Source organism: Pseudomonas viridiflava (assembly GCF_900184295.1).
Lineage (GTDB): Bacteria > Pseudomonadota > Gammaproteobacteria > Pseudomonadales > Pseudomonadaceae > Aquipseudomonas > Aquipseudomonas viridiflava.
Map to the genome: position 1 here is coordinate 5,971,130 of NZ_LT855380.1, position 20,132 is coordinate 5,991,261.

17 protein-coding genes are annotated in these 20,132 nt (G+C 59.3%); 5 read left to right on the forward strand and 12 right to left on the reverse strand.

What is annotated here, in order from left to right; translation table 11 throughout:
- Positions 1 to 502: 502 nt before the first annotated feature.
- The 7 genes from CFBP1590_RS26875 to CFBP1590_RS26905 all read right to left on the reverse strand — a co-directional run bounded on the left by CFBP1590_RS26875 (position 503) and on the right by CFBP1590_RS26905 (position 9,894).
- Entirely contained in the window at positions 503 to 1,399 is an 897-nt protein-coding gene (locus tag CFBP1590_RS26875; RefSeq protein ID WP_004881620.1) for a response regulator, read from the reverse strand.
- A gap of 204 nt (positions 1,400 to 1,603) precedes the next feature.
- Positions 1,604 to 2,368, reverse strand: coding sequence for a phosphate signaling complex protein PhoU (gene phoU / locus CFBP1590_RS26880; protein ID WP_029242133.1), 765 nt, complete (start codon positions 2,366 to 2,368; stop codon positions 1,604 to 1,606).
- Positions 2,369 to 2,438: 70 nt separating this feature from the next.
- Positions 2,439 to 3,272, reverse strand: coding sequence for a phosphate ABC transporter ATP-binding protein PstB (gene pstB, locus CFBP1590_RS26885; RefSeq protein WP_004881624.1), 834 nt, complete (start codon positions 3,270 to 3,272; stop codon positions 2,439 to 2,441).
- 70 nt (positions 3,273 to 3,342) lie between these two features.
- Positions 3,343 to 4,959, reverse strand: a complete 1,617-nt coding sequence (gene pstA, locus CFBP1590_RS26890; RefSeq protein WP_191625375.1) for a phosphate ABC transporter permease PstA — start codon at positions 4,957 to 4,959, stop codon at positions 3,343 to 3,345.
- A gap of 69 nt (positions 4,960 to 5,028) precedes the next feature.
- Positions 5,029 to 7,314, reverse strand: coding sequence for an ABC transporter permease subunit (locus tag CFBP1590_RS26895; protein WP_162864072.1), 2,286 nt, complete (start codon positions 7,312 to 7,314; stop codon positions 5,029 to 5,031).
- A gap of 138 nt (positions 7,315 to 7,452) precedes the next feature.
- Positions 7,453 to 8,451: a phosphate ABC transporter substrate-binding protein PstS family protein gene (locus tag CFBP1590_RS26900; protein ID WP_004881629.1), complete on the reverse strand. Its 999-nt coding sequence runs from the start codon at positions 8,449 to 8,451 to the stop codon at positions 7,453 to 7,455.
- Positions 8,452 to 8,604: 153 nt separating this feature from the next.
- Complete coding sequence (locus CFBP1590_RS26905) at positions 8,605 to 9,894, reverse strand: MFS transporter (RefSeq protein WP_029242130.1); 1,290 nt, start codon at positions 9,892 to 9,894, stop codon at positions 8,605 to 8,607.
- 428 nt (positions 9,895 to 10,322) lie between these two features.
- Between CFBP1590_RS26905 and CFBP1590_RS26910 the strand changes: the two genes are divergently transcribed.
- Both CFBP1590_RS26910 and CFBP1590_RS26915 read left to right on the forward strand, forming a co-directional pair.
- On the forward strand, positions 10,323 to 10,724 hold the full coding sequence (locus tag CFBP1590_RS26910) for an acyl-CoA thioesterase (RefSeq protein ID WP_004881633.1): 402 nt from the start codon (positions 10,323 to 10,325) through the stop codon (positions 10,722 to 10,724).
- Between the two features lie 109 nt (positions 10,725 to 10,833).
- Positions 10,834 to 11,745, forward strand: coding sequence for a D-hexose-6-phosphate mutarotase (locus CFBP1590_RS26915; protein WP_029242129.1), 912 nt, complete (start codon positions 10,834 to 10,836; stop codon positions 11,743 to 11,745).
- Positions 11,746 to 11,757: 12 nt separating this feature from the next.
- Here CFBP1590_RS26915 and CFBP1590_RS26920 read toward each other — a convergent pair whose 3' ends face one another.
- From CFBP1590_RS26920 to purE, 4 genes are all read right to left on the reverse strand, one after another.
- On the reverse strand, positions 11,758 to 12,291 hold the full coding sequence (locus CFBP1590_RS26920; protein WP_058430844.1) for a DUF3299 domain-containing protein: 534 nt from the start codon (positions 12,289 to 12,291) through the stop codon (positions 11,758 to 11,760).
- Positions 12,292 to 12,374: 83 nt separating this feature from the next.
- Positions 12,375 to 12,620: a GlsB/YeaQ/YmgE family stress response membrane protein gene (locus CFBP1590_RS26925; RefSeq protein ID WP_004881638.1), complete on the reverse strand. Its 246-nt coding sequence runs from the start codon at positions 12,618 to 12,620 to the stop codon at positions 12,375 to 12,377.
- Positions 12,621 to 13,141: 521 nt separating this feature from the next.
- Positions 13,142 to 14,224, reverse strand: a complete 1,083-nt coding sequence (locus tag CFBP1590_RS26930; protein ID WP_069142578.1) for a 5-(carboxyamino)imidazole ribonucleotide synthase — start codon at positions 14,222 to 14,224, stop codon at positions 13,142 to 13,144.
- A gap of 9 nt (positions 14,225 to 14,233) precedes the next feature.
- Entirely contained in the window at positions 14,234 to 14,725 is a 492-nt protein-coding gene (purE, locus tag CFBP1590_RS26935; RefSeq protein ID WP_004881642.1) for a 5-(carboxyamino)imidazole ribonucleotide mutase, read from the reverse strand.
- A gap of 363 nt (positions 14,726 to 15,088) precedes the next feature.
- On the opposite strand from purE, the gene CFBP1590_RS26940 reads away from it, so the two are divergent.
- A complete protein-coding gene (locus tag CFBP1590_RS26940; protein ID WP_088236307.1) occupies positions 15,089 to 15,724 on the forward strand; it encodes a hypothetical protein in 636 nt (211 codons plus the stop codon).
- Between the two features lie 40 nt (positions 15,725 to 15,764).
- Here the strand turns inward: CFBP1590_RS26940 and CFBP1590_RS26945 are convergent, their stop codons facing one another.
- On the reverse strand, positions 15,765 to 16,670 hold the full coding sequence (locus tag CFBP1590_RS26945; RefSeq protein WP_004881646.1) for a LysR substrate-binding domain-containing protein: 906 nt from the start codon (positions 16,668 to 16,670) through the stop codon (positions 15,765 to 15,767).
- Between the two features lie 285 nt (positions 16,671 to 16,955).
- On the opposite strand from CFBP1590_RS26945, the gene aspA reads away from it, so the two are divergent.
- Complete coding sequence (gene aspA / locus CFBP1590_RS26950) at positions 16,956 to 18,380, forward strand: aspartate ammonia-lyase (protein WP_004881647.1); 1,425 nt, start codon at positions 16,956 to 16,958, stop codon at positions 18,378 to 18,380.
- A 283-nt stretch (positions 18,381 to 18,663) separates the two neighbouring features.
- Positions 18,664 to 20,115, forward strand: a complete 1,452-nt coding sequence (locus CFBP1590_RS26955) for an alanine/glycine:cation symporter family protein (RefSeq protein WP_029242125.1) — start codon at positions 18,664 to 18,666, stop codon at positions 20,113 to 20,115.
- The last annotated feature ends 17 nt before the right edge of the window (positions 20,116 to 20,132 follow it).

Consider the following 20,132-nt stretch of genomic DNA (forward strand, 5'->3'; position numbering starts at 1 on the left):
CAGTGATTTTCCAGTTACCTCACGAACGGTGAGGGACTGGAAAAACTAAATAGAACCTGCAGGTTCCGGGAAAGCAGACGGCTCGTCTGTATGAGCGAGAAAGCTCACCCCGACCTATCGGACGTCAAACAGACGGGTGTGGGCGTCATCTTCCGGCGGTAACAGCAGCCTCTATCAAACACTTGGCTTCTGGAGAAGCGCTGAAATCTGCTTTTGCCCGCAGGGCGTGGGAGCTCTCGGAGGTTACGACGGCAGCGATGGGCTGCGCAGCGGCCCTTGAGTGCATCTGAAACACCGCGTGTGCAGGTTTTGCTGCCGGTTCCCGGCAGATCGCCGGCAAGCCGCCTCTTATCAAACAACCTGTAACCTACTGAAGAAAAGCGATTTTTTGTAGGAGCGCGCTTGCCCGCGATTGCGTCATGTCAGTCACTGATTTTCTGTCTGTAAGAACCTATCGCGGGCAAACGCGCTGTCTGGCAGCGCGTTTCGACAGAATCGAGGATCAAGCCCCCGGAACGAAGTGCTTCTGGGCCGTGCCGCGGGCAATCAGGCGTGACAGGTAGTCCATCTTCTGCGCGTCCTGGTCGACGAAACGGAAGATCACTTGCAGCCAGTCGCTGTCGGGCTTCTGTTCGAAGGCCGCAACCGAATGCAGGTAGCCGTTCAAGCGAGCGGTCTCATTGCTTTCGCCCTGCTCCAGGTCCAGCACAGCGCTGTCGAGGACTTGCGGCAGGTTATCGCTGCGACGCACGACCAGCGACGCTTCCTTCAGGCTCAACGCCTTGATCACGCAGGACTGAATGCCGTTGGGCAGACGCAACTGGCCTTGTCCGCGACCGGACGGCTCTGCAGTCTTGGCAACCACAGGCGGTGCCTTGGCAATACCGCCGGAAACCGGAGCAGCGGCTGGTGCAGCACGAACCACCTCGGCCTTGCCACCGGTCAGCGCGCTCAGCGAGTCGTTCAGTGGCGAGTTCATGCGGGCCGGGGCGGTGGACATGACCGCGTCCAGCTTGCCGACCTTGGCCAAGGCTTTCTTGACCTTGGAAAGCAGCTGTTCGTTGGTGAACGGCTTGCCGACGAAGTCACTCACACCGGCCTGAATGGCCTGCACGACGTTTTCCTTGTCGCCACGGCTGGTCACCATGATGAACGGCACGGTTTTCAGGTAATTGTCTTGCGAGCGGCACCAGGCCAACAGTTCAAGACCGGACATTTCCGGCATTTCCCAGTCGCACAGAATCAGATCGAACGTATCTTTGCTCAGCACCGCCTGAGCTTTGCGACCATTGACTGCGTCCTCGGTGTGAATCCCGGGAAAATAATTGCGCAGACATTTCTTAACCAAGTCGCGAATGAACGTCGCGTCATCCACCACCAATACACTGACCTTACTCATCGACGCTCCTGCGGACGTGTTCACTCTGGAGGCGAACTGCTAAATGCCAACACGCCCTTTGTTTCGGCAAGCATAGCGTTGACCAGTAGCCAACTGCCATATTGATTGACTGCGCCATGGGATTTAATCCGCAGGCGGCTGAGAATGTACTTCTGCACAACGAAAAACGCCCGGCAGGTGCCGGGCGTTTTATTGCAGGCAATCTTACTTATCGTCAGCGTCGCCCGGAACATTAGTCTTTTCGCTCGCAGAAATGCCCTGCACTTCTTCCTTCATGCGCTTGAGGCCCATGTGACGGACGTCAGTGCCGCGAACCAGGTAGATCACCAGCTCCGAGATGTTGCGGGCGTGATCGCCGATTCGTTCCAGCGAGCGCAGCACCCAGATGACGTTCAACACGCGGGAAATCGAACGCGGGTCTTCCATCATGTAGGTCGCCAGCTCGCGCAGGGCGGTCTTGTACTCGCGGTCGATGATCTTGTCGTACTGAGCCACAGACAGGGCCAGCTCGGCATCGAAGCGGGCGAACGAGTCGAGCGCGTCACGCACCATGTTGCGCACCTGATCGCCGATATGCCGCACTTCGACGTAGCCGCGCGGCGACTCGCCCTCTTCGCACAGCTGGATGGCACGACGGGCGATCTTGGTGGCTTCGTCGCCGATGCGCTCCAGATCGATCACCGACTTGGAGATGCTGATGATCAGACGCAGGTCAGAAGCCGCAGGCTGACGACGGGCCAGAATGCGCAGGCACTCTTCGTCGATGTTGCGCTCCATCTGGTTGATCCGGTCGTCGACTTCACGAACCCGCTGGGCCAGGCCCGAGTCGGCTTCGATCAGCGCCGTGACCGAATCGTTGACCTGCTTCTCGACCAGGCCACCCATTTCGAGCAAATGGCTGCGAACGTCTTCGAGTTCAGCGTTGAACTGTTGGGAAATGTGATGCGTGTGGCTGTCTTTGTGGATCATGCTGGGTGTCCTTGGAACGTCCGGTTAATTGCGAAAACGCAGCGGTGGTTCAGGTCTGACGAAGCACGTCCTAGCCATAACGACCGGTGATGTAGTCTTCAGTCTGTTTTTTGGCCGGGTTGGTGAACAACGTATCGGTGTCACCAAACTCGACGAGCTTGCCCATGTACATAAACGCGGTGTAATCCGACACCCGAGCCGCCTGCTGCATGTTGTGAGTAACGATCACAATGGTGTATTTGGATTTCAGTTCGTAGATCAGCTCTTCGACTTTAAGGGTCGAAATAGGGTCGAGTGCCGAACAGGGTTCGTCGAGCAGCAGGACTTCCGGCTCCACGGCGATGGTTCTTGCAATGACCAGACGCTGTTGCTGACCGCCAGACAGGCCCAGTGCCGACTCATGCAGTCGGTCCTTGACCTCATCCCACAGTGCAGCGCCTTTCAAGGCCCACTCGACCGCTTCGTCGAGTACGCGCTTTTTGTTGATCCCTTGAATGCGCAGTCCGTAGACCACGTTTTCATAGATCGTCTTGGGAAACGGGTTCGGCTTCTGGAACACCATGCCGACGCGACGGCGCAGCTCGGCAACTTCCTCGCCCTTGGTATAGATGTTGTGGCCGTACAGATTGATCGCGCCTTCGACACGGCAGCCATCGACCAGATCATTCATGCGGTTGAAGGTGCGCAACAGTGTGGACTTGCCGCAACCCGACGGACCGATGAACGATGTGACCTTCTGTTTGGGAATGTTCAGGGCGATGTCGAACAGCGCCTGTTTTTCGCCATAGAACAGATTCAGCCCCGGCACTTCGATCGCCACGGTTTCGTCGGCCAGATACAGGCTTTGCTTGTGACGCCTCAGAGCCGACATATTCATGCCGTGATTCGGGCTTTCGTGTTGCATGGATTGCTCCTGTGCGAACCATTCGTTTCATCGGGCCGCCCGCCTCGCTCGAGGGGGCGGCACTCAGGGATCAGTTATCGAGTGCCTTGTACTTTTCTCGCAGATGGTTGCGAATGCTGACCGCCGACAGGTTGAGCAAGGCGATCACCAGCACCAGCAAAAGCGCCGTGGCATAGACTAGCGGTCGCGCAGCCTCGACGTTGGGGCTCTGAAAGCCCACGTCGTAAATATGGAACCCCAGGTGCATGATCTTCTGATCGAGGTGCAGGTAGGGATAATTTCCGTCCACCGGCAACGACGGCGCCAGCTTGACCACCCCGACCAGCATCAATGGCGCGACCTCGCCTGCAGCACGGGCCACGGCCAGAATCAGTCCGGTCATCATCGCCGGGCTGGCCATGGGCAGCACAATCTTCCACAACGTCTCGGCCTTGGTGGCCCCCAGGGCAAGCGAACCTTCGCGCAGGGTCAGCGGAATACGCGCCAGCCCTTCTTCGGTCGCCACGATCACCACCGGGACTGCCAGCAGCGCCAGAGTCAGCGATGCCCACAACAGGCCCGGCGTACCGAAAGTCGGCGCAGGCAAGGCTTCGGGGAAAAACAGCCGATCCACCGAGCCGCCCAGCACGTAGACGAAAAACCCCAGGCCGAACACGCCGTACACAATCGCAGGCACGCCCGCGAGGTTGTTGACTGCAATCCGGATCAGGCGGGTCAGCGGACCCTGCCGGGCATATTCACGTAGATACACCGCCGCCAGCACGCCAAATGGCGTGACGATGACGGCCATGATCAGGGTCATCATCACCGTGCCGAAGATGGCCGGGAAAATACCGCCCTCGGTGTTGGCTTCACGGGGGTCGTCGCTCAGGAATTCCCAGAGTTTCTTGAAATAGAAACTCAGCTTGGTGGCCGTGCCCATCGCGTTGGGCTGATAGGCATGCACCACCTTGCCCAGACTGATTTCGACTTCCTTGCCATTGGCATCGCGCGCGGTGAGGCTGTCGCGATCGAAGGCCTGATGCAGCGCACCGAGGCGATCCTCGATGGCCGCGTAACGGGCGTCGAGTTCTGCGCGCTCGACCGCCATGTCGGCCTGTGCGGCGGCATCGAGTCTGCCGTCGAGTTCCAGCTTGCGGGCCTGTAAGCGCAGACGCTCGATGCCATGGTTGATGGCACCAATGTCTTTCTTTTCCAGTGCGTACAGTTCGTCAGCCAGCGTTTCGACGCGCTTGATGCGCTCCTGCAGGGTCGGCCAGGCTGCTTCGCCTTCGGCGACGACTCTGCCGTCCTCCTTCACATTGACCAGATAGCCATAGAAGTTGCCCCACTCACGACGCTCCAGAGTCATCAGGTCGACAGGCCAGCTTTCATCCGTCAGCCATTCGCCGATCACCCAGGTAAAATCGCTGGGGTTTAGGTCACGATTACCCACCTTGAACAGCTCACGGGTCATGAATTCAGGGCCCGACTCGGGCACCGGCAAACCGGCATCCTTCAAGCGCACACGCGGCACCTGTTCCTTCTCGACCAGCTCACCCACCAGCATATGCTTCGCCTGGCCGGGCACGTCGTATTGCGCAGCAATCACGTCGGCGGGCCAGAAGTGCCCCAGGCCTCGCACGGCAATCACAGCCAGCAGGCCGATGGTCATGATCACGGCAATGGAAACGGCACCCGCGCTCATCCAGACGCCGGGGGCGCCGCTTTTGAACCAGCCTTTGAGGGAGTTCCTTTTCACGAACTTCTACCTTCCTTAAAGCGACGAGTATTTCTTGCGCAGGCGCTGACGAATCAGCTCTGCGACGGTGTTCATGACAAAGGTGAACATCAGCAACACCAACGCCGCCAGAAACAACACTCGATAATGACTGCCGCCCACTTCCGACTCCGGCATCTCCACGGCGACGTTGGCCGCCAGCGTGCGCATGCCCTCGAACAGGTTCATGTCCATGATCGGCGTATTGCCGGTCGCCATCAGCACAATCATGGTTTCACCCACGGCACGACCCATGCCGATCATCAGGGCCGAGAAAATGCCAGGGCTGGCGGTCAGGATCACGACACGCGTCAGGGTCTGCCAGGGCGTGGCACCCAGCGCCAGCGAACCAAGGGTCAGGCTGCGCGGCACACTGAACACCGCGTCTTCGGCAATCGAATAAATGTTGGGAATCACGGCAAAACCCATTGCCAGCCCGACCACCAGTGCGTTGCGCTGATCGTAGGTGATGCCCAGGTCGTCACGTATCCAGCTGCGCATGTCGCCACTGAAGAACCAGTTTTCCAGGTGCGGGCTCATGCTCAACGAGAACCAGCCCACCAGCAGAATGACCGGAATCAGAATTGCGCTTTCCCAACCGTCCGGCACACGCAGGCGAATCGAATCCGGCAAACGCGTCCAGAAGAAGCCTGCCAGCAGGATGCCGATGGGCGTCAGCAACAACAGGCTGAAGATGCCCGGCAGATGGGCTTCCAGATACGGGGCCAGAAACAGACCGGCGAAAAAGCCGAGAATGACCGTCGGCATCGCTTCCATCAGCTCGATCACCGGCTTGACCTTACGGCGCATGCGCGGCGCCATGAAGTAGGCCGTATAAATCGCAGCGGCGACGGCCAGCGGTGCCGCCAGTAGCATCGCGTAGAACGCCGCCTTGAGCGTGCCGTAGGTCAGCGGCGCCAGGCTCAGTTTGGGCTCGAAGTCACTGTTGGACGCCGTGGACTGCCAGACGTACTTGGGCTCATCGTAGTTTTCGTACCAGACCTTGCCCCACAACGAACTCCAGGACACTTCCGGGTGCGGGTTATCCAAGGTGAGCGGCAACAATGTACTGCCGCTTTCCACCAGCACATGGTTGGCACGAGGCGACAATGCCAGAATCCCGGGACCGTCCACGACCTTATCGATCAGCAGGGTGCGGTGCGCAGTACTGTGGAACACCCCCAGCTTGCCCGACGCATCCAGTGCGATAAAGCCTTTGCGACGTTGCTCCGGTTTGATCTGCACGATGGGCGCACTGCCCATTCTGAAATCCCGAACGCGCATGAGGCGCTGCTCGCCGTCGGTGTCGCGGGCCATGAACCATTGGGTCATGCCGCCCTTCGAGTTGCCGATGATCAAGGAAATGCCGCCCACCAGTTGCGCGCTGGCAGTGGTTTCGGCGTTGCCGTCTTCCAGCAGTTTATAGCGACCGTTGAGCGTGCGGTCACGCAGGCTGAACACGTCGGCCTGCGCACGGCCGTTGATCACGTACAGCCAATGCTGACGCGGATCGATGTAGATGGCTTTGACCTCGGCGGACATCTGCGGCAGCTCGATACGGCTCTGCTCGCGGGTCACTTCGCCCGTCATCATGTTTTCGGTCTGATCGAGCGCCATGACATGCAATTGCGTACCGGTGGAACCCGCCAGCTTGAGGCTTTCCCCGTCGGCGCTGACCGTCACGTGCTCGACGGCACGCCCGGCTTCATCCAGCACCAGGGGCGTCTCGCCGAAGGGCCAGGCAACGCTTGGCGTGATGGTCTTCTGATTGTTCGGGTAGGTCGTCAGGTACGAGTGCCTGAATATCAGCACCTGCCCATTGGACAGGCCCAGGGCAATCAGCGGTGCACCCGGCTGGTCCTTGCCGATGGACACGACGCTCGCGCCAGCAGGAATCGGCAGGGCGACACGTTGCAGCTCCGCGCCGTCACTGATGTTGAAGAACACCACTTCGCCCTTGTCGGAAATACGCATCCCGATCTGGTTCTGTTCTTCAATGGCGAGCATCAGCGGCTTGCCGGCGTCCTGCAGCCAGGCGGCATTCAGTGGCGCAGCGGCGGTCAGGCTCGCGCCCTTGAACAGCGGCGCCACCACGTAAGCGAGGTAGAAGAAAATCAGGGTGATTGCGGCCAGCACCGCCAGGCCACCGATGGCGACATACCAGTGAGTCAGGCGATCCTTGAACGCGCGAAAACGACGCTTGCGCAGCATCGCAGGCGTATTGAAGTCAATACGCTCTGGAGGTGAGTCCTGATTCATTGCGGCTTTAGCCAACTCATTCATGCGCACACACCGTAGCGGCCTTGTATGACAGAAACATTACAGAAGAGTGACGCAAGAAAGCCCGCTGCCCAGGAAAACCGGCGGCGGACTGTTCAACGTGTGACAAGGCCAGTCCATTGAGCCTCGTTGATGCGTCTGTTACTTCGCCGCTACTCCAGCGGCACCCTGCAGGCCAAGGTCGGTCAGCGCCTTCTCGACCACGCGAGCGGGCAGCGGAATGTAACCATCTTTCATCACAACTTCCTGCCCCTGTTTCGAAAGCACCAGCTTGATGAATTCGGCTTCCAGCGGTGCCAAAGGCTGATTGGGCGCCTTGTTCACGTAGACGTACAGGAAGCGGGACAGCGGGTACGTGCCGTTCAAGGTGTTGGCTTCATTGTCTTCGACAAATTCTGCGCCTTCCTTTTTCGCCAGCGGAACCGTCCTGACATTCGAGGTCTTGTAGCCAATCCCCGAGTAACCGATACCGTTCAGCGAATTACTGATCGAACTGACCACCGAGGCCGAACCTGGCTGTTCGTTGACGTTGGGCTTGAAGTCGCCCTTGCACAAGGCCTCTTCCTTGAAATAACCGTAGGTGCCGGACACCGAGTTGCGGCCAAACAGCTGAATCGGCTTGCCCGCCAGATCGCCTGTCACGCCGACATCGCCCCAGGTCTTCGCATCCGCCTTGGCACCACACAGGCGCGTCACGGAAAAAATGGCATCGACCTGCTGCAGCGTCAGGCCCTTGATCGGGTTGTCCTTGTGGACAAACACCGCCAGGGCATCCACCGCCACCGGAATGGCCGTCGGTTTGTAACCGTGCTTCTGCTCGAACGCCGAGAGTTCGCCGTCTTTCATCTTGCGGCTCATCGGCCCCAGATTGGCCGTGCCTTCGGTCAGCGCGGGCGGCGCTGTCGACGAACCGGCTGCCTGAATCTGGATGTTCACGCTCGGGTATTCTTTCTTGTAAGCCTCGGCCCACAAGGTCATCAGGTTGGCCAAGGTGTCGGAGCCGACACTGGAGAGATTGCCCGACACACCGGAAGTCTTGGTGTAGGCCTTGATGGCGGGGTCAACGGCAGCGAACGAATTGGCAGCGGCAACTCCGGCCGCAGCGAATGTAAGTGCAGTCATCCAACTCTTGAGTGTCATGCCTTGCGCTCCTGGCAGGGTATGTAGGGATCCAGACGCGCCAGGGCGAGTCTTGTGACCACTCTATGAATTGATTGTGACAATAAGATGAAAAGGCCATCACCCTTGCTCAGGGGATGGCCTTAACCGTAATGCCGGATCGGGACTGACGTATCAGCGCTTTTTGGAAATCAGGTAGACGCCGATTGCCATGCCTACGCCACACAGGATGGCCACGTACCAGGCCGGTCCCATCGGGCTGCTCTTGAGCATGAAGGTCACGACCATCGGGGTCAGGCCGCCGAAGATTGCGTACGCAAGATTGTAGGAAAACGACAGACCCGAGAAGCGCACCACAGGCGGGAAGGCCTTGACCATCACATACGGCACCGCACCGATTGTCCCGACGAACAGGCCGGTGATCGCATAGAGCGGAAACAGCACGCCTGGGTTGTCCGCCAGGATGTGATAGAAGGTCCAGGAACTCGCCAGCAGACCGGCGCAGCCCAGCAGAAACACCCACCCGGCGCCGACGCGGTCAGCCAGTGCCCCCGCCGCGATGCAGCCAATGCTCAGGAAGACAATGGCCAGACTGTTGGCTTTCAATGCCGTGGCCGCCGGGAAACCATAAATGGTCTGCAGGATGGTCGGGGTCATCAGGATCACGACGATGATGCCGGCCGACAGCAGCCAGGTCATCAGCATCGACAGCGCGACCGCGCCACGATGGTCACGCAGTACCGCCTTGAGCGGGACTTCTTCAGCCAGCGCCTTGCGCAGTTGCAGCTCGGCGAACACCGGCGTTTCGTGCAGCAGACGACGCAGGTAAACCGACATCAGACCGAACACGCCGCCCAGCAGGAACGGGATACGCCAGGCGTAGTCCGCCACCTCGACAGGGCTGTAGATCGTATTGATCGCCGTGGCGACCAGCGAGCCCAGCAGAATGCCGGCCGTCAGACCCGCCGTCAGGGTGCCGCAGGCATAACCGATGTAGCGTGCCGGCACGTGCTCGGACACGAACACCCAGGCGCCAGGGACTTCACCACCAATCGCCGCGCCCTGAATGACGCGCATCAGCAGCAGCAGAATCGGTGCCCACATGCCGATCTGTGCGTAGGTCGGCAGCAGACCCATGATCAGGGTCGGTACGGCCATCATGAAAATGCTCAGCGTGAACATTTTCTTGCGCCCCAGCAGGTCGCCGAAGTGCGCCATGATGATGCCGCCCAGCGGGCGTGCCAGATAACCGGCAGCAAAAATGCCGAAGGTCTGCATCATGCGCAGCCAGTCAGGCATATCCACCGGGAAGAATAGCTTTCCGACCACCGCCGCGAAAAACACGAAAATGATGAAGTCGTAGAACTCCAGCGCGCCACCCAGGGCGGAAAGCGACAACGTCTTGTAATCGCTACGGGTCAAGGGTCGCGACGGCTGCGCGGTACTGGAAGAAACAGATGACATGACAAGGCTTCTCTTTACTTGTTCTGAAAGGGCATGCGACAGCTACGCTGGCTGCGGCGGGGTGGCGTGCAGAAGCGATTGTCCGGGGCAACTGTGCAGATAGGCACCAAAATTGCGTGTACAGGCAGTCTTGTCACCTGTAAAGATCCAGCAAGATAACAAATTGTCTCAAAAAACACCTAGCGAGAACTTCGCAGGGGCAAAAAGAGAACCCGGCGGTCGTTCTATGACGCAACGCCCGATATACTCGCAGGCTGTCAACCGCAGTGGGAATTTGTGCGAAAACGTCTGAATCAGCGGTTTTCGCAGAGTTTCCCTCAAGGGCCATCCCGGCAGCGGAACATACAATGTTCACGTGCAAGGGGTTGAATGGCGCCAGTCAACCGCGGCAAAAAATAATAGAGTCATGGGTCAGAGGCACCCTAGGCATGATCGAGCTCGAACAAGAAGATCCAACTCCGCAAGGCGATCTTGCGTTGCAAATCACGGCCCTTCCCCGTGAAACCAACGGCTTCGGCGATATATTCGGCGGCTGGCTGGTCTCCCAGATGGACCTGGCCGGCACGGCCATGGCCAGCAAAGTGGCAGGCGGGCGTGTCGCCACGGTTGCCATCGACCGCATGGCCTTTCTGGTGCCGGTGGCCGTCGGCGAACAGCTGTCTTTCTATACACGCACCCTCGAAGTCGGACGCACCTCGATCAAGATGATGGTCGAAGTGTGGAGCGATGACCCTGTGACCAGCGAATGGCGCAAAGTCACCGAGGCGGTTTTCGTCTTTGTGGCCATCGACACCAGCGGCCGTACGCGTTCGGTTCCCGCGCGCCGCTGAGCCGGTCCTGCCTGAGAGCTGGCGCCTGCAAGGGTCGCGGCCTCTCGGGTAAACTCATCCCGTCCATAACGGTCTATTTTCGTCACGGCCCTTGAGTGAGAGATTTCGCATGTCTACATCCCCGGTTGAATCCAGCGTCGAACCCGTCCAGTACGATGAACTGAACTGCTGGCGCATCCGTCATGGCGATGCAGAACTGATCGTCGCTCAACAAGGTGCGCACATCCTCAGCTACCAGCGCGACGGCCAACAGCCTCTGGTCTGGCTGAACGAAGAAGCGGTCTTCAAACAGGGCAAGCCGATCCGTGCAGGCATGCCGATCTGCTGGCCATGGTTCGGCAATCTGGAGCGCAACCCGGAAAGCGTGCAGGCCATGCGTCAAGGCGATGAGCCCGCCAAGGCCCACGGTGAAGTACGCGCGCTGGACTGGGAACTGCTGGGCGTCGGCGAAGATGGCCCCGCCTTGCTGGTGGAGTTCGTTCTGCCGCAGGCCGAAGGCAAATTGCCGGGCTGGCCGCACAACGTGGCGCTCAAACTGAGCATTCGTCTGGACGATGCGCTGAATGTGAGCCTGGTCAGCTACAACTGCGGCACCGAACCGGTCACCATCAGTCAGGCGCTGCACACCTACTTTGCGGTCAGCGACTCACGTCAGGTCAGCGTCGAAGGGCTGGACGGTTTGCGCTACATCGAAACCCTGGAGAACTGGGAAGAGCGTCAGCAGGCGGGCGATTTGACGTTCACCGGCGAAACCGACCGCATCTATCTGGACACGCCCGGCCTGCTCAGCATTGTCGATCCGCAGTGGCAACGTCGTATCCAGATTCACAGCACCGGTTCGAACTCGGCGATCCTGTGGAACCCGTGGATCGAAAAGACCGCACGCTTCACCGACATGGCGCCTGACGGCTGGCAGCGCATGGTCTGCGTCGAAACCGCCAACGTCCTGAGTGATGTGGTGACACTGGCGCCGGATGACATGCATATTCTGGGTGTGAGTATCTGGAGCGAACCGCTCTAGACCGGCAACGCGTCAAAGGTCCGATTCGACAACGACACGGACCTTGGCTGCATCCATCGCATAGGCCGCGTCGGCCAGATCGTTACTGATCTTCTCGACCTTCAGGGTGCCTTCGACCCACAACGGCGCGTAGATATCGTCAAGCTTCAAGCCTTTGGGATAGCGCACCAGCACCATCTGGTTGGGTGGCGGTGGCGGAACGTGGATGCAGGCGCCCGGATAAGGCACGAGAAAGAACAACGTGCTATGGCCTTTGGCATCGGTTTCGAGGGGCACAGGGTAACCGCCCAGACGAATGTTTTTGCCATTCATCGCGGCGACGGTCTTGGTGGAATACATGACAGCAGGCAAGCCCTTGCTCTGCTTCAGCCCGCCCTTGCTGTCGAAGGTGCCCATCGCTTCAGGGGAGTTGTGATCAATTTCGGGCATGGCCTCAAGGGCCTTCTGGTCCGACTTGGGCATGAGTTCCAGCCAGTCGGTTTCCGGCATCTGGGCCTGTGCGAGCCCCGATACCACCAGCAAAGTCATTAATAGAAAGCGACGCATGATAGTGCTCGGCAAGGGGAAGAATAACTGCCGCGCATTCTAGCCCTCTGCGCAGTACAAAACAGAGGGCTGACGCTGGATTATCAGCGCTTTTTGATCATGCCGTAGATGACCAGCAGGATGATTGCGCCGACCAGTGCGCCCAGGAAACCTGCGCCTTCGCCCGCCTGATAGATACCCAGAGCCTGGCCACCGTAGGTCGCAGCCAGCGAACCGGCGATACCCAACAGAATGGTCATGATCCAGCCCATGCTGTCATCGCCCGGCTTCAGAAAACGAGCCAGCAGGCCGACGATCAAGCCAATGAAGATGGTTCCGATGATACCCATGCCATTTCCCTCTGTATGAATTGAACGTGCCACGACCCAATGCAGCCTTGGCTTACTGCTATCTGAGAACGGCGAAAGGGAATGGTTCCGGCGCAAATGAAGATTGGGAGAGGACAGACCACAGAGCGGCGGTCATAAGGCTCGCTCCTATCAAACATCCGAGGGCTGAAGAAGTGCTGAAGCCTGCTTCTGCCCGGAGGGCGTAGGAGCTCTCGGAGGTTACGACGGCAGCGATGGGTTGCGCAGCAGCCCCCGAATGCATCTGACACACCGCATACGCAGGTTTTAGGCAGATCACCGGCAAGCCGCCTCTTGTCAAAAAACCTGTAACCTACTGAAGAAACGCGATTTTTTTGTAGGAGCGCGCTTGGTCTGGGCGGGAATCCGACGATAGGTTCTTACAGACAGAAAATCAGCGACTGACATAACGCAATCGCGGGCAAGCGCGCTCCTACGGTCCGTGTTTGCTGCGCGACAGCGCTACGTCGAAGACGTGGCGCCTTCCACAGGGTTGCGCTTGATCAGCCCTTGATCAACGCCTCGACAAGCTTGACCTGACGATCCAGCGTGGCGCGGTCGTGGCTGCGGACGGTGGCGTGACCGACCTTGCGGCCTGTCTTGAACGCCTTGCCGTAGTGGTGCAGGTGGCAGTCTTCAACCGCAATCACCTTGTCCACCGCAGGCACTTCACCGATGAAGTTCAGCATCGCGCTTTCGCCCACCTTGGCGGTAGAACCCAGCGGCAGGCCGGCGACGGCACGCAGGTGGTTTTCGAACTGGCTGCACTCGGCGCCTTCGGTCGTCCAGTGGCCGGAGTTGTGCACACGCGGCGCGATTTCGTTGGCTTTCAGGCCGCCATCGACTTCGAAGAATTCGAACGCCAGCACGCCCACATAATCCAGTTGCTTCAGCACGCGGCCAGCGTAGTCTTCGGCCAGCGCCTGCAACGGGTGATCCGTGCTGGCGATGGACAGGCGCAGGATGCCGCTGTCATGGGTGTTGTGCACCAGCGGGTAGAAACGGGTTTCCCCATCGCGTGCGCGCACGGCAATCAACGACACTTCACCGGTGAACGGCACAAAGCCTTCCAGCAGACACGGCACGCTGCCCAGTTCGGCGAAGGTGCCGACCACGTCGGCGGCCGAACGCAAAACCTTCTGACCCTTGCCGTCATAACCCAGCGTGCGGGTCTTGAGAACGGCTGGCAGACCGATGCTGGCCACCGCAGCGTCCAGGTCGGCTTGCGACTGAATGTCCGCAAAGTCAGGCGTCGGGATGCCCAGGTCCTTGAACATGCTTTTCTCGAACCAGCGATCCCGTGCAATGCGCAAGGCTTCGGCGCTCGGGTAGACCGGCACGAACTGGGACAGGAACGCCACGGTCTCGGCCGGAACGCTCTCGAATTCGAACGTCACCAGATCGACTTCATCAGCCAACTGGCGCAGGTGATCCAGATCACCGTAATCGGCACGCAGATGCTCGCCCAATGCCGCCGCACAAGCGTCCGGCGCGGGATCGAGGAAGGCGAAGTTCATGCCCAGCGGGGTGCCCGCCAGAGCCAACATGCGGCCCAGTTGGCCGCCACCGATTACACCGATCTTCATGGAAAAACCTCAGGCGTGGCGTGGGTCTGGATTGTCCAGGACGCTGTCTGTCTGCTCGGCGCGGAATTTCTTCAGCGCAACGTGGAATTGCGGGTGTTTGGCGCCCAGGATGCTCGCCGACAACAGGGCCGCATTGATCGCGCCCGCTTTGCCGATGGCCAGCGTTGCAACCGGGATACCGGCAGGCATCTGCACGATGGACAGCAGGGAGTCGACACCCGACAGCATCGACGATTGCACCGGAACGCCCAGCACAGGCAGGTGGGTCTTGGCCGCACACATGCCCGGCAAGTGAGCGGCACCACCGGCGCCCGCGATGATCACCTCGATACCACGGCCTTCCGCTTCGTCGGCGTACTGGAACAGCAAATCCGGTGTGCGGTGCGCAGACACCACTTTCACTTCGTAGGGAATGCCGAGCTTTTCCAGCATGTCGGCGGTGTGGCTAAGGGTGGACCAATCGGACTTGGAGCCCATGATCACGCCAACCAGTGCGCTCATCGTCGTGCCTCTCATCGGGCGCCCGCAGGCGCATCTAAAAACAACAAGCCACGCAGGAGGACCGGCGTGGCTTGCTGTACGAATAATGACCGATTCAACCGGCCAAAGGCCGCGCAGTATACCTCAAAGCGCCAGGATGACAGCCCCCTCGACGACCATCCGCACAAGGTTTTTGCAAAGCCTGCGACGGGCGAAGCATGGGACGACACTTCGAGTCATTCACGACCTGCAACATCCCGCAAACAAGACTACAGCCGCCGCTGCCCATCCCGACTGTCGGCCGCCGAGCATTGCTATTAAGTACTGATGACCTGACCCTTACCGGGCAGGCAGACCCTTAGACCTACTCAAGGATGAGTACTCATGTTGAAAATCGTAACAGGCCCCCTGCTGTTGATCGCTGCGCTTCTGATGGGCCAGAGCGCACTGGCTGATGGACCCTCCGCAAAACGCCCGCTGTTCCTCTTTCTGTTTCTGCACGACGATGTCAGAGAACACGACCTTGAGCGTATCGCTCAGGATTACATCACCTGGTTCGTGAAAGACCTTGAAAACTTCACGCATCGGCGTGTCCAGCTGGAGTTCATCCGCCATGTCCCGACATTGACGGACTTCGCTTATAAAGGTGACGATCTGGAAAGGATCTCAGTGGATTTCAGGAATCGAGTGGATCAGTACATCGACGCGCGAAACCTGCCATACAACCCGACGACCAAATACATGCTGCTGACTCAGGACATGATCAACCGGGAAGTCGGAGGCGTTGCGCTCATCAAGGGCTACACCGCCATTGCATCACTGACGACCTATAACGCCACCGCACACGAACTGGGCCACATGCTCGACGGGACCCACGAAGCGGCAGAGGTGCTGTACCGGGGCGGCTGGTGGTGTGAAACCAATATGCTGGAGGTCCGCAATCAGATCCGCGCCAACTGCTACGTCTACAGCAACGAGAACAAGCGGCGCATCGAAGCTCACCTCAGTCAGTATCCCTGACTGATACACGGGCCGCTCCCGCAAGCGGCCCGTCCAGGGATCACTCCTGAGCGGCCGCACTTTCCAGCTTGCGCCACAACAATCGCACATTGGCCTTGCGCACCAGTGCGCAGCGGTACAGACGAATCTCCAGTGGCACATGCCATTCCGGCCCGCCGCACACCACCAGCTCGCCACGCGCCAGCTCGGCACGAACACTCAACTGCGGCACCCAGGCGATGCCCAGCCCTTCCAGCGCCATGCTTTTGAGGCTGTCGGCCATGGCCGTCTCGTAAACCGTGGTGAAGCGCAGATTGCGCTGGCGCAGCAACATGTTCACCGAGCGGCCCAGAAACGCGCCGGCGCTGTACGCCAGCAGCGGCACACTGGCCTCGCCGTCCATATCGAACAGCGGCTGCCCCTGCGCGTCGGCAGCGCAGACCGGCAGCATCTGGGTCTGCCCCAGGTGCAGGGACGGAAAGATTTCAGCGTCCATCTGCAACGCAGCGTCAGGATCATAAAACGCCAGCATCAGGTCGCAGCCGCCTTCGCGCAAGGCATGAACAGCATCGCCCACGTTGGTCGCGACCAATCGGGTCGCGATATTCAGGCCTTCATTGCGCAGTTGCGCGATCCAGCGTGGAAAGAAGCCCAGTGCCAGAGAATGCGCCGCCGCGACCTGCATCACCTCGCCCTGTCCGCCTTCCAGGTGATGCAGATGGCGCACCACCTCACCCAACTGCTCGACCACCGTACGTGCCGTGACCAGAAACAGTTGCCCCGCAGCCGTCAGCTCGACCGGCGTGCGTGACCGATTGACCAGCGTCAGCCCAAGCGCGGCTTCAAGGCTGCGGATACGCCGACTGAACGCCGGTTGCGTCACGAAACGACGCTCGGCGGCCTGGGAAAAACTGCGGGTTGCAGCCAGAGCGCTGAAATCCTCCAACCACTTGCTTTCCAGATTCATCAGGTCCTCCCGGACAATGGCTGACTGCATCAACAGGCGACTGCGGTTAGAGACGATGCCTTTCGCGATGACGCTACAAAAACCTTTTACGTTCCGCCTGCGACAAGAACATGTGAGGGTGCGACATTTTGTCCCCTTTACGCACGGCACAAAAGCCGAGTCACACACCTGTTATGCCGTTTGTGCATAGCCCAGCGTTTAACAGCATTGGTCAATTTTAAACGCAAAGCCCACCATCCGCTGCGTTCCGGCATCGTCCGTACCTAATTTGAGACTTTTTTTATCATGTCCTCGCCTGCATCATCGCGCATCGAAAAAGACCTGCTGGGTGTTCTCGAAGTACCGGCAAACGCCTACTACGGCATCCAGACTCTGCGAGCGGTCAACAATTTCCACCTGTCCGGCGTGCCGCTTTCGCACTACCCGAAACTGGTCGTGGCGCTGGCCATGGTCAAGCAGGCTGCGGCCGATGCGAACCACCAGCTCGGACACCTCAACGATGCCAAACACGCCGCCATCAGCGAGGCCTGTGCCCGCCTGATTCGCGGTGACTTCCACGATCAGTTCGTGGTTGACATGATTCAGGGCGGCGCTGGCACTTCAACCAACATGAATGCCAACGAAGTCATCGCCAACATCGCGCTGGAAACCATGGGTTTCGAGAAGGGCGAGTACAAGCACCTGCATCCGAACAACGACGTGAACATGGCCCAGTCGACCAACGACGCCTACCCGACGGCCATCCGCCTGGGTCTGCTGTTGGGTCACGACGCCCTGCTCGCCAGCCTCGACAGTCTGATCCAGGCGTTCGCGGCCAAGGGCCAGGAATTCAACCACGTTCTGAAAATGGGCCGCACCCAGTTGCAGGACGCCGTTCCGATGACCCTGGGCCAAGAATTCCGCGCCTTCGCCACCACCCTGACCGAAGACCTGAACCGCCTGCGCAGTCTGGCGCCGGAGCTGTTGACCGAAGTCAACCTGGGCGGCACCGCCATCGGTACCGGCATCAACGCCGACCCTGGCTATCAGCACCTTGCGGTAGAACGTCTGGCGACCATCAGTGGCCAGCCGCTGGTACCGGCTGCCGACCTGATCGAAGCGACCTCCGACATGGGCGCCTTCGTGCTGTTCTCGGGCATGCTCAAGCGTACTGCGGTCAAGCTGTCGAAGATCTGCAACGACTTGCGCCTGCTGTCCAGCGGCCCACGCACCGGCATCAACGAAATCAACCTGCCAGCGCGTCAGCCAGGCAGCTCGATCATGCCTGGCAAGGTCAACCCGGTGATCCCAGAAGCGGTGAACCAGGTGGCGTTCGAAATCATCGGTAACGACTTGGCACTTACCATGGCGGCCGAAGGTGGTCAGTTGCAGCTCAACGTGATGGAGCCGCTGATCGCCTACAAAATCTTCGACTCGATCCGCCTGCTGCAGCGCGCCATGGACATGCTGCGCGAACACTGCATCGTCGGCATCACCGCCAACGAACAGCGCTGCCGTGAACTGGTCGAGCACTCGATCGGTCTGGTCACTGCCCTGAACCCCTACATCGGTTACGAGAACTCGACCCGTATCGCCCGCATTGCGCTGGAAACCGGCCGCGGCGTACTGGAACTGGTTCGTGAGGAAGGCCTGCTCGACGACGCCATGCTCGACGACATTCTGCGGCCGGAAAACATGATCGCTCCCCGCCTGGCCCCATTGAAGGCCTGACAGGCAGTGATCTGCGCAACAAGCTCACCAGATTGAGGGCCTAGACACCCCTCAATTTTTTGAGGGTCTGGGAGTGATTCTCCAGACCCTTTTTTTTGCCCGCTGGCAAAAAGTGGATCCGATAGCGATTCACAGCCTCTGGAACAACGCTTTGCGGAGTTATCCACAGAGTATTTATTTAGTCCTGTAAATGAAGAATCAGTCTTACAAGAAAGCACCTACAGACGTAAAAACTTTGCACCGGTATAGTGCGCCCCCTCAAAAGTAGCGAGGAATAACAAAAATGCTGGAAATGATTAACGACTTTCTCTCCGGTAAAGTACTGATCGTACTTATCGTAGGCCTGGGTAGTTACTTCACGATCCGCTCACGTTTCGTTCAGTTTCGACACTTTTTCCATATGTTTGCGGTATTCCGCGACAGCTTGAAGAGCAGCGCAGGTCAACTGAGTTCCTTTCAGGCCCTGATGCTCAGCCTCGCAGGCCGCGTAGGTGCGGGTAACATCGCAGGCGTCGGTATTGCAGTAACACTTGGCGGCCCGGGTGCCGTGTTCTGGATGTGGGTGACCGCACTGGTCGGCATGTCCAGCAGTTTCATCGAGTGTTCCCTCGCTCAGCTCTACAAGCGCAAGGACTCCGAAGGCCAGTTCCGTGGCGGTCCGGCGTTCTACATCCAGCACGGCCTGGGCAAGCGCTGGCTGGGCATGGTCATGGCGGTTCTGCTGCTGGTGACTTTCGGTTTCGCCTTCAACGGCCTGCAATCGCACGCTGTGACCGACTCCCTCAAAAGCGCCTTCGGCGTTGACACCATGACCACCGGTATCTGCCTGGTCGTGCTGCTGGGTCTGGCGTTCATCGGCGGCATCAAGCGTATCGCTGCGATCTCCGACCTGCTGGTACCGGTCAAGACCCTGATCTACATCGCAGTCACTGTGTATGTCATCGTTCTGCAGATCGATCACGTTCCAGCCATGCTGATGACCATCGTGCGCAGCGCTTTCGGCCTTGACCCGGTGTTCGGCGGCCTGGTCGGCAGCGCAATCGTCATGGGCGTCAAGCGTGGCGTGTTTGCCAACGAAGCCGGTCTGGGCAGCGCTCCAAACGTGGCTGCGGTCGCTCAGGTCGAGCACCCGGTTGCCCAAGGCGTGGTTCAGGCATTCAGCGTGTTCCTCGACACCTTTGTGATCTGCACCTGCACCGCCCTGCTGATCCTGCTGTCCGGTATCTATGACGTTGGCTACGACGGCAACGGTATCGTGCTCGCACAGAACTCGCTGGCCGCCGTGGTCGGTGACTGGGGTCGCATCTTCATCAGCGTGGCACTGGCGCTGTTCGTATTCACCTCGATCCTCTACAACTACTATCTGGGCGAAAACAGCCTGCGTTTCCTGTTCGGTGAGAAGAAGAACGCGATCATCGGCTACCGCATCGCCGTACTGGTGCTGATTCTGTGGGGCGCGGTGGTCGATCTGAAAGATGTGCTGGCCTTCGCCGACATCACCATGACCATGCTGGCCTTCGTCAACCTGATTGCACTGGCGATGCTGTTCAAGATCGTGAAGCGTATTCTGGGCGACTACGATGCCCAGCGTCGCGCAGGCATCAAAACGCCGGTGTTCGATTCCAGCAAATTCCCTGATCTGGATCTGGACCGCACCGCATGGCCAGCCAACCCGTCGCAGACGCCGGTTCATGATGCTGAAGTGGCAGGCAAGCCTGCTCCAGAAGCACGCTAAGCACACAACGCCATAAG

Excerpts from the sequence above, each read along its gene's own strand:
- CFBP1590_RS26875 (WP_004881620.1), bottom strand. The coding sequence starts at position 1,399 with ATGAGTAAGGTCAGTGTATTGGTGGTGGATGACGCGACGTTCATTCGC.
- phoU (WP_029242133.1), bottom strand. The coding sequence starts at position 2,368 with ATGATCCACAAAGACAGCCACACGCATCACATTTCCCAACAGTTCAAC.
- pstB (WP_004881624.1), bottom strand. The coding sequence starts at position 3,272 with ATGCAACACGAAAGCCCGAATCACGGCATGAATATGTCGGCTCTGAGG.
- pstA (WP_191625375.1), bottom strand. The coding sequence starts at position 4,959 with ATGAGCGCGGGTGCCGTTTCCATTGCCGTGATCATGACCATCGGCCTG.
- CFBP1590_RS26895 (WP_162864072.1), bottom strand. The coding sequence starts at position 7,314 with ATGAATGAGTTGGCTAAAGCCGCAATGAATCAGGACTCACCTCCAGAG.
- CFBP1590_RS26900 (WP_004881629.1), bottom strand. The coding sequence starts at position 8,451 with ATGACACTCAAGAGTTGGATGACTGCACTTACATTCGCTGCGGCCGGA.
- CFBP1590_RS26905 (WP_029242130.1), bottom strand. The coding sequence starts at position 9,894 with ATGTCATCTGTTTCTTCCAGTACCGCGCAGCCGTCGCGACCCTTGACC.
- CFBP1590_RS26910 (WP_004881633.1), top strand. The coding sequence starts at position 10,323 with ATGATCGAGCTCGAACAAGAAGATCCAACTCCGCAAGGCGATCTTGCG.
- CFBP1590_RS26915 (WP_029242129.1), top strand. The coding sequence starts at position 10,834 with ATGTCTACATCCCCGGTTGAATCCAGCGTCGAACCCGTCCAGTACGAT.
- CFBP1590_RS26920 (WP_058430844.1), bottom strand. The coding sequence starts at position 12,291 with ATGCGTCGCTTTCTATTAATGACTTTGCTGGTGGTATCGGGGCTCGCA.
- CFBP1590_RS26925 (WP_004881638.1), bottom strand. The coding sequence starts at position 12,620 with ATGGGTATCATCGGAACCATCTTCATTGGCTTGATCGTCGGCCTGCTG.
- CFBP1590_RS26930 (WP_069142578.1), bottom strand. The coding sequence starts at position 14,224 with ATGAAGATCGGTGTAATCGGTGGCGGCCAACTGGGCCGCATGTTGGCT.
- purE (WP_004881642.1), bottom strand. The coding sequence starts at position 14,725 with ATGAGCGCACTGGTTGGCGTGATCATGGGCTCCAAGTCCGATTGGTCC.
- CFBP1590_RS26940 (WP_088236307.1), top strand. The coding sequence starts at position 15,089 with ATGTTGAAAATCGTAACAGGCCCCCTGCTGTTGATCGCTGCGCTTCTG.
- CFBP1590_RS26945 (WP_004881646.1), bottom strand. The coding sequence starts at position 16,670 with ATGAATCTGGAAAGCAAGTGGTTGGAGGATTTCAGCGCTCTGGCTGCA.
- aspA (WP_004881647.1), top strand. The coding sequence starts at position 16,956 with ATGTCCTCGCCTGCATCATCGCGCATCGAAAAAGACCTGCTGGGTGTT.
- CFBP1590_RS26955 (WP_029242125.1), top strand. The coding sequence starts at position 18,664 with ATGCTGGAAATGATTAACGACTTTCTCTCCGGTAAAGTACTGATCGTA.